The sequence below is a fragment of the Azospirillum sp. B4 genome (assembly GCF_000333275.1).
Classification (GTDB): Bacteria; Pseudomonadota; Alphaproteobacteria; order Azospirillales; family Azospirillaceae; genus Nitrospirillum.
Window position 1 is genome coordinate 1 of sequence record NZ_BACU01000180.1, and the last position, 7316, is coordinate 7316.

A 7316-nucleotide genomic window follows, 5' to 3' on the forward strand; every position below is an offset into this window, starting at 1 on the left:
CGATAGGCGTTGGCGGAGGCGGCCAAGCGCTCGTTGCGCGCCCGCCCCTTAGCCAAGGCCACCAAGGCGTTCTCGACATCCTCAAGGGCGGTCAGCACGGTGCCACGCAGGGTTATGGCGTACTGGTCACGCTGGGCCACCGCCACGTCCACCGCGGCCTCCAACTGCCCCCCCTGGAACAGGGGGACGCTGAGGGTGGGACCGAAGGACCAGCCGATGGCGGACCCCTTGGCGAGGTCCCCCGCCTGCGCGGCCGTTGTGGTGACACTGCCCGTCAGGCTGACACTGGGGTAACGGGCCGCCTCCGCCTGGCCGATCTTTGCGGTGTACTGGGCCAGGCGCCGCTCCGCCGCGCGCACATCGGGGCGGGCGGACAGGATGTCCGCCGGGATGCCGGCCGGCAAATCGGTAGGGGCCTTGGGGATGGGACCCGCCACCGCCAAGGTCTGGGTAAGCGCCGCCGGCTCCCGGCCCAGCAGGATGCCCAGGCGGTGCACCGCGGTGGCGTAAGAGTTTTCCAGCGCCTGAATCTGCGCCTCGGTGCTGGCCGCCTGGCCCTCGGCGCTGGCGGCATAGGCGGCGGCCAGCGCGCCGGTGTCGAACTTCACGCGCGTCAGATCGGCGGTCTGGCGTTGCGCGGCGGCGGTGCGCCGGGCCAAGTCAAGACGCACCTGATAGCCCCGGGCCTCGACATAATAGGCGGTGACATCGCCCACCAGGGTCAACAGCGTGTCGCGCAGGTCTTCCTCCGCCGCCGCCACGCCATAGCCCGCCGCCTCCACGGCCCGTCGGTTGGCGCCGAACAGGTCCAGTTCCCAACTGGCGTCGAATCCCAACTGGAACTGGTTCGTCACCACGCCGGTGTCGGACAGGCCGGAGGCGCCGGCGCTCTTGCTGCGGGTATAGCCGCCGGAGCCGCTGAGCGTGGGCAGAAGCGCGCCGCCAGCCTGGCGATAGGTGGCGCGTGCCTCCCGGATCTTGGCCTTGGCCGAGGCGACATCCAGGTTCCCCTGCACCGCCTGGTCCACCAGCGCATCCAGCAGCGGGTCATCCAGCCGCCGCCACCACCGCGACAGCGCCGGCGCGCCCGTGGTCGCCGCCGAACCATTGGCCCATTGGGCTGGCACGGCTTGCGCCGATGGCTGATAGTTCGGACCGACGGCACAGCCCGCCGCCAGTAAAAGAGCAAAAATGGCGGTAGGGACCATGGCGCGGGGCGTGGCGCGGGAAAGCCGCATGGCGGGCGCGCGTGCCCGTCCCCGGCCGGGCGGCAAGTGTCGTGAAGTCATGTGGACATCGGAACAGTGAACTAGACCGCCGATATACACGGGCGCCAGACGCGATTCCGTTGCCGCAAGTGGTGATTTTGTCGCTGCAGCGATACGCCGCGATGAAACCAGACATCCGCCAACGACTGGCACGGCATGCAGGGGGCCAGGCTGTCGCTAAGGAACTGGCTATGGATGTCGGGACATGGCGGCCTTGCCCGAAGGGCGGAAATAATACGCCAAGCCCAGCGCCAGCCAAACAGCCAGCAGGGCGTAGGGCCGCCAATCGGTGCCGAAGCCCAGGGCGGCGATGATGATGGCGGCCACCATGCCCAGGGCCGACAGCACCTTCACCAGGCCGGGGCTGAAACGCAGCCGGGCTTGGGCCCGCACCTCCGGATGCCGATCGGCCACGTTGTAGGCGGCCAAGCACGATCCGAAATACTTCATCATTGTCGGCACATTGATGGACAGCAGCAGGAACAGCAGGCTGTCCGGCAGGAACAGGCCGGCGCAGGACGCGACGAAGGCGACGCAGGTCGCCACATGCGGCGTGCCGAAGCGGGGATGGATGCGGCCCAGCGGTGCGGGCAGCACGCCGGTGGCGCCCATGGCGTAGAGGAAGCGGGCATAGACCAGGAAGATGGCGTTCATCGACTTGATCAGCGCCGCCACCGCCGCCGTGACGATCAGCGGCGTGGCCCAGCGGCCCAGCGTGGCCTGCGCCACGGCCAGCAGCGGCGCCTTGGACGTGCCCAACTCCTCCGCCCCCACGACGCTGAGGGCGGTGAAGGAGACGGAGACGTAGACCACCACGGTCAGCAACAGGCCCAGCGCGATGCCCCAGGGCACCACCGTCTTGGCGTTCCTGACCTCCTCCCCTACCTCGGTCGCCGTCTCAATGCCCAGGAACAGCTGGATCATCAGCGGCAGGGCCGCCAGGATGGGCGTCCAGCCGCCGGTCACCGCCTCCACGAACAGGTGGGGCTTCATGTCCGGGACGCCGCTGACCACCAGCACGGCGAACAGGGCCAGCAGCATGACCATCAGCACCGTCTGCGCCCGCGCCGCCACCGCCACGCCGAGATAGTTCAGCGCGAAGATCAGGGTGAACAGGCCCAGGATGACCGGCACCGCCGGCAGGGGCAGCGCCATGCCCAGGTAGTTCATCAGCACCCGGCCCAGGACGATCATCACCACCGCGTTGCTCAGCACCCGCAGCCAGACGATGGAGAAGGCGATGACCGGGTGGCTGAACTGCCGCTGCCACTCATATGAGGCCGCGGTGCGCGGCACGGCGGACGCCATGTAGGCGTAGACCAGCGCGAACAGCACCATGGGCAAGGCGGCCAGGCCGGCCGCCACCAGGATGCCGGCCCCGCCCACCTGGGCGGCGGGCCCGAGGACGGAGAAGATGGCGGCCCCAATGGCGGTGCCCGCTCCCAGCATCACCAGATCGATCAGGGTGACACGCTGTTTCAAGCCGGTCTGCGGGCCGGCCTTGCTGTCGCTCATGCCAAGGTCACTTCACGTCGGCGGTCAGAAAAGCGCGCACGTCGCGCGCCAGGGCGGCGCGGGCCTCGTCCCCCATGTAGGGCATGTGGCCGGAGGGATAGAGATGGGTTTCGGTGCGGTCCTGGGGAATGCCGGCATGGGCCACGGTATAGGCGGCGGAACCCAGGGTGGTCACCAGGTCATAGTAGCCGGCGCCGACCATGACCCGCAGGCGGGGGTTGCGGCGCATGGCCGTGGCCAGGTCCTTGGCGAAGTTGGCGTTGATCTGGGCGCCAGGCCCCTGGCCATAGTCCCAGCGCGCGTTCGCCGCGCGGAAGGCGATGGGCTCGTAAGCCTCCGCCACCGTCACCCCCAGGTCGTCGCGGATGTAGCCATCGAAGGCGCCGACGAAGCCTGGCACGTACTGGCCCATGGCCGGGTCGTCGGCCACCGGGTCCTTGCCGCTGCCGGCCAGCGGCAGGGTGTAGCGGCCGTCGTAGGCGCCCAGTTCCCGCCCCTCACCCGCCAGCAGCTCATGCGCGAAAGTGGCGGTGCTGATGCGCAGGTCGTTGGCCTTGATGACGGCCGGCGACAGGCCGGTCAGGCTGGCCAACTGCGCCGTCACCGCCTCACGCTCCGCCTCGGGCAGGGCGCTGCCGGTGAACAGCGCCTTCACGTAGCGGTCGGCGGCGAAGGCCTGGGCGGCGGCCACCTGGCCGGCGGCCGTGCAGCCGGCCGGCCCTTTGTGGTGATAGCAGGCGGTGGCGGCCAGCGTCGGCAGCGCCGTCAGGAACCGCGCATCCTCCCCGCCGCTGTTGGCCATGTCCATGGACTGGCCCAGCAGGATGACGCCGTTCAGCGTGATCCCGTCCATGGTGCCGGTGGACATGGGGCCGCCGGCCAGCAGGCGGGCGACGACAGCCGCCCGGATGGTGCCGTAGCTTTCCGACATCAGGAAGCGGGGCGAATTCAGTCGGCCGTTGGCCCGCAGCCAGCGCTCGATCAGGTCCACCGTCATCTGCGCGTCCTGGGCCGTGCCAAAGTATTCCTCCGGCTTGCCATCGGGCAGGATGCGGCTGTAGCCGGTGGCCGGCGGGTCGATCAGGACGATGTCGGCCACATCCAGCGGGCTGTCGGGGTTGTCCACCGTGCGGAAGGGCGGCGTGGTCGGTGGATGAACCGGGTCGGCGAAGTCCACCCGGCGCGGCCCGACGAAGCCCATGTGCAGCCAGAGGGAGGAGGAACCGGGCCCCCCGTTGAAAACGAACACCACCGGCCGCACCGCCCCCTTGGGCACGTCGGTGCGGACATAGCTGGTGGTGAAGACGCTGGCCGTGCGCTTGCCCGCCGCATTGGTCAGGAAGTTTTCCGCCACCGTCGCCCTATAGCGCAGCTTCTGCCCGTTGAAGGTGCCGCTGTGCTCGGTGGTGAACACGCGCGGCGCCGGGGCGGAAGCGGGCCCCGCGCCCGCCTCCGCCGCCAGGGCCTGGCCGGTCAAGCCAGCCAGCACAACACCCGCCATCAACGCCGTCTTCCAAGTGCCCATGGTCATGTCCTTTTTTGCCCTCAAGCGCCGGGCGCCTGCGTCCGCAGGCTTGGCTTATCCTCGATTCCCGGTCCGCTACTCTCCCCAGAAATCTGCGGCGGCTGCGGTCGCAGCCTACAGCGGCATGAACAAGCCCATGCCGCTGATAAGGAGCGTGGCTCAGTCACCCATGTCATCGTCGTGGCCGCCGCCGAACAGGCCAGGGGCGCCCAGGCTGTCGCCGGGGCCGTCGGCCGCCTTGGGTGCGGTCACCGGCGGGGCGTCGGCGAAGGGCTTGATGCTCAGCGACTGGTAGATTTCGCTGGGGTAGTAGATGGCCCCGCCCTTCATCACCAGGCGTGCCTTCTTGATGGCGCGGATGTCCTTGGTGGGGTCGCCGGCGAGCAGCACCAGGTCGGCCACCTTGCCGCGCTCGACGGTGCCAATGTCGCCGTGACCCATGTATTCCTCCGGCGACAGGGTGCCCAGGCGCAGGGCCTCGGCGGCGCTGATGCCGGCCAGGGTGTACAGCTCGAGCTCGCGATGGACGGTGAAACCGGTGACGTCGTCCGTGCCCGGCAGCAGGCGGATACCCTTGTCGTGCAGCAGCTTCAGCGTCTCCAGCACCTTGGCGAACGCCTTCACATAGGCCTGGTCGTCGGCCGGTGACTTCAGCGGCACGAAGGTGCGCTTGCGGTAGCGCTGATAGCCGATGGGCATGTTGTCCAGATAGTCGACGTCACCCGGCGGAGTCACGCCCGCACGGCTCAGCATCAGGCGTTCCAGGATGACGGCGGTGGGGTCATGGGCGATGTGCCCGTCCACCATCAGCTTCACCGTGGCCTGCACAGGTGCGGAGTTGAGGTCCAGATCGGCGGCGCGGGCCATGGCCGTGAGGCGCAGGGGCGTGCGCGTGTCCTCCTCCGGTTTCAGCAGCCAGCCCAGCATCAGTTGGTTGATGTGCGTGATCTCACTGTAGCCGTCGCGGATGACGCGGTCGGGCGTGTCGAAGGCCGGCACGTGGCCGGTGACGGTCAGTCCGCGCTTGTGCGCCTCATCCGCGATGGGCCGCACCCAGTCGGGGGTCATGGAGTTGTAGATCTTGATCTGGAAATAGCCGCGGTCGGCGTACCAGTCCACCGCCTTGACCGCGTCCGCCACCGTCGCCGGGATGATGCCGAAGCGGGCGGAATAGGGGCTGCGCCCCTCCAGGAAGCCGTTGGGCGTGATGCGCGGGCCCGCCAGTTCCCCCGCCTCGATGCGGGGCATCAGGTCCTGCAGGAAGGCGTTGTCATTGCCCATGTCGCGCGTCTCGGTGACGCCGGCGGCCAGGTAGAACAGCCCGCTGTCCAGGGTGGTATGGGAATGCATGTCGTGCAGGCCCGGCATCAGGGTGCCGCCCTGCCCGTCCACGATCACCTGGTCGTCCGGCGTGGCCCCATTCCCTGTAACCGGGTCCTGGTCGGACGGGATCACGGCGGTGACGCGGTCGCGCAGCACGACGACGGTGGAGGCTGCCCCCAGGGTGCCGGTGCGCGGGTCGAACACGTGAACGTTACGGATGCGAACCGGCTGGTTGTAGCGATGGGCCAGGGCCTTCTGCCGGTCCCGCGCCAGCGATCGCGCCACCTCCGCCCCCAGCGACTGGATGGCATGGGCCTCCTTCTCATAGCCCTGGCGGATGGCCAGCTGATGGCCGCCGAAGGTGGCGAACAAGCGGCCGGCCTTGTCCAGCAGCACATAGTCCGGCTCCAGGTTCACCCCCTCGATGCGATAGAGGGTCAGGGCCACGGCGTCCTTGCCCTGGCCCACGGTGGTGGTCTTGACCTTGACCAGGCGCATGGAGCCGGCCGGCAGCAGGGGCAGACTGTTGCCCGGCGCTTTCAGCAGGGCTCGAGCATAGACGCCCAGGGCCCAGGGGCTGTCGTCGTTGACGACGTAGAGCGGCGCCTTGGGCGCCGGCACGGTACCCTTGTCCGCCTGGCTGGCCCAGCTGGCCTGGCCGCCTTCCCATATGAAGCTTTCATTGACGCCGCCGCCCATCAGCGAGGTGCCGGCCACCGTCCAGTTGGTCGGGATGTCGCCAGCCCCGATGGTCAGCGCCTCCTTATGCTTTGGCCCCCGGCCGTTGTCGTCGACGTAATAATCGACGGTCACTGATTTGCCGTCCGTGGTGCCGGTCACGCTGCCGATGGTCTCGCCGTTCTGGATGATGACCAGCTTTTCGGTGACGGCCGCCGCCCGCGCCCCGGCCGCCATCATCACAAGCGCGCCCGCCAGCAGCGGGGTGATGGACGCCAGACGGCGGGTGGAAACGCGCTTTTTCATGCCCGGTGCTCCTGCTTTTCCCATCGGGCCGGCGGACGGCCCCTGCTTGCCGGCGCCGCTAAAGCCGCCGGACCAGCATCCCTGTATTGGGGAAAGCCTATCGCGGGCCGGGGGGATAGTTTATGCCGATGCGCGGGAATTCCCTTATCCGCCGCATAAACTATGCCTCCCAGGCCATCATCCCGGCATAAGGGTGCCGCATCAGTTCTGCGCGCCGCGCGGCGTCTGGCCGCCGCTGATGTGGCGGTCGAACCAGGCGATGATGCGGCGGTTCAAATCCTCAATGTTTTCCGCCTTCTGCAGGGTGTGGCCCTCATCGGCGTAGATGACGAAGCTGGTCTCCACGCCCATGGCGCGCAGGCCGTGCCAGAACTCCCGCGTCTGCATCACCGGCGTCTCGATGTCGCGCTCCCCGACGTGCAGCAGGGTCGGCGTCTTCACGTTACGGATTTGGCGGATGGGCGACAGCCGGTCGTAAATCTCCGGATCCTCATACGCGGACTTACCGAAGAAGGGGATCATCCAGCGGTCGATGCCGTTCTGGCCGTAATAGGAATACCAGTCCGATATGCCGGCCCCGATGGCGGCTGCCTTGAAGCGCTGGGTCTGGGTGATGGCCCACATGCCCATGAAGCCGCCGTAACTGCGGCCGTAGATCATCAGCCGGGCGTCATCGATGGGTGCCTGACTTTTCGCCGCGT

The 7316-nt window shown here is 68.5% G+C and carries 5 protein-coding genes; all 5 read right to left on the bottom strand.

Annotated elements, in window-relative coordinates; all coding sequences use genetic code 11:
• On the bottom strand, positions 1 to 1238 hold a 1238-nt coding region (locus I55_RS08045; RefSeq protein WP_199902508.1), incomplete at its 3' end, for an efflux transporter outer membrane subunit.
• 219 nt (positions 1239 to 1457) lie between these two features.
• Positions 1458 to 2783, bottom strand: coding sequence for an APC family permease (locus I55_RS08050; protein WP_044560001.1), 1326 nt, complete (start codon positions 2781 to 2783; stop codon positions 1458 to 1460).
• 7 nt (positions 2784 to 2790) lie between these two features.
• On the bottom strand, positions 2791 to 4308 hold the full coding sequence (locus tag I55_RS08055; RefSeq protein ID WP_044560004.1) for a S10 family peptidase: 1518 nt from the start codon (positions 4306 to 4308) through the stop codon (positions 2791 to 2793).
• A 159-nt stretch (positions 4309 to 4467) separates the two neighbouring features.
• Positions 4468 to 6615, bottom strand: coding sequence for an amidohydrolase family protein (locus I55_RS08060; RefSeq protein WP_199902509.1), 2148 nt, complete (start codon positions 6613 to 6615; stop codon positions 4468 to 4470).
• A 201-nt stretch (positions 6616 to 6816) separates the two neighbouring features.
• Positions 6817 to 7316: S9 family peptidase (locus tag I55_RS08065; protein WP_148293628.1), on the bottom strand; the 500-nt coding region annotated here is incomplete at its 5' end.

What these genes read in the sequence shown, in the direction of transcription:
- I55_RS08060 (WP_199902509.1), bottom strand. Translation starts at nt 6,615, where the DNA reads ATGAAAAAGCGCGTTTCCACCCGCCGTCTGGCGTCCATCACCCCGCTG.
- I55_RS08050 (WP_044560001.1), bottom strand. Translation starts at nt 2,783, where the DNA reads ATGAGCGACAGCAAGGCCGGCCCGCAGACCGGCTTGAAACAGCGTGTC.
- I55_RS08055 (WP_044560004.1), bottom strand. Translation starts at nt 4,308, where the DNA reads ATGGGCACTTGGAAGACGGCGTTGATGGCGGGTGTTGTGCTGGCTGGC.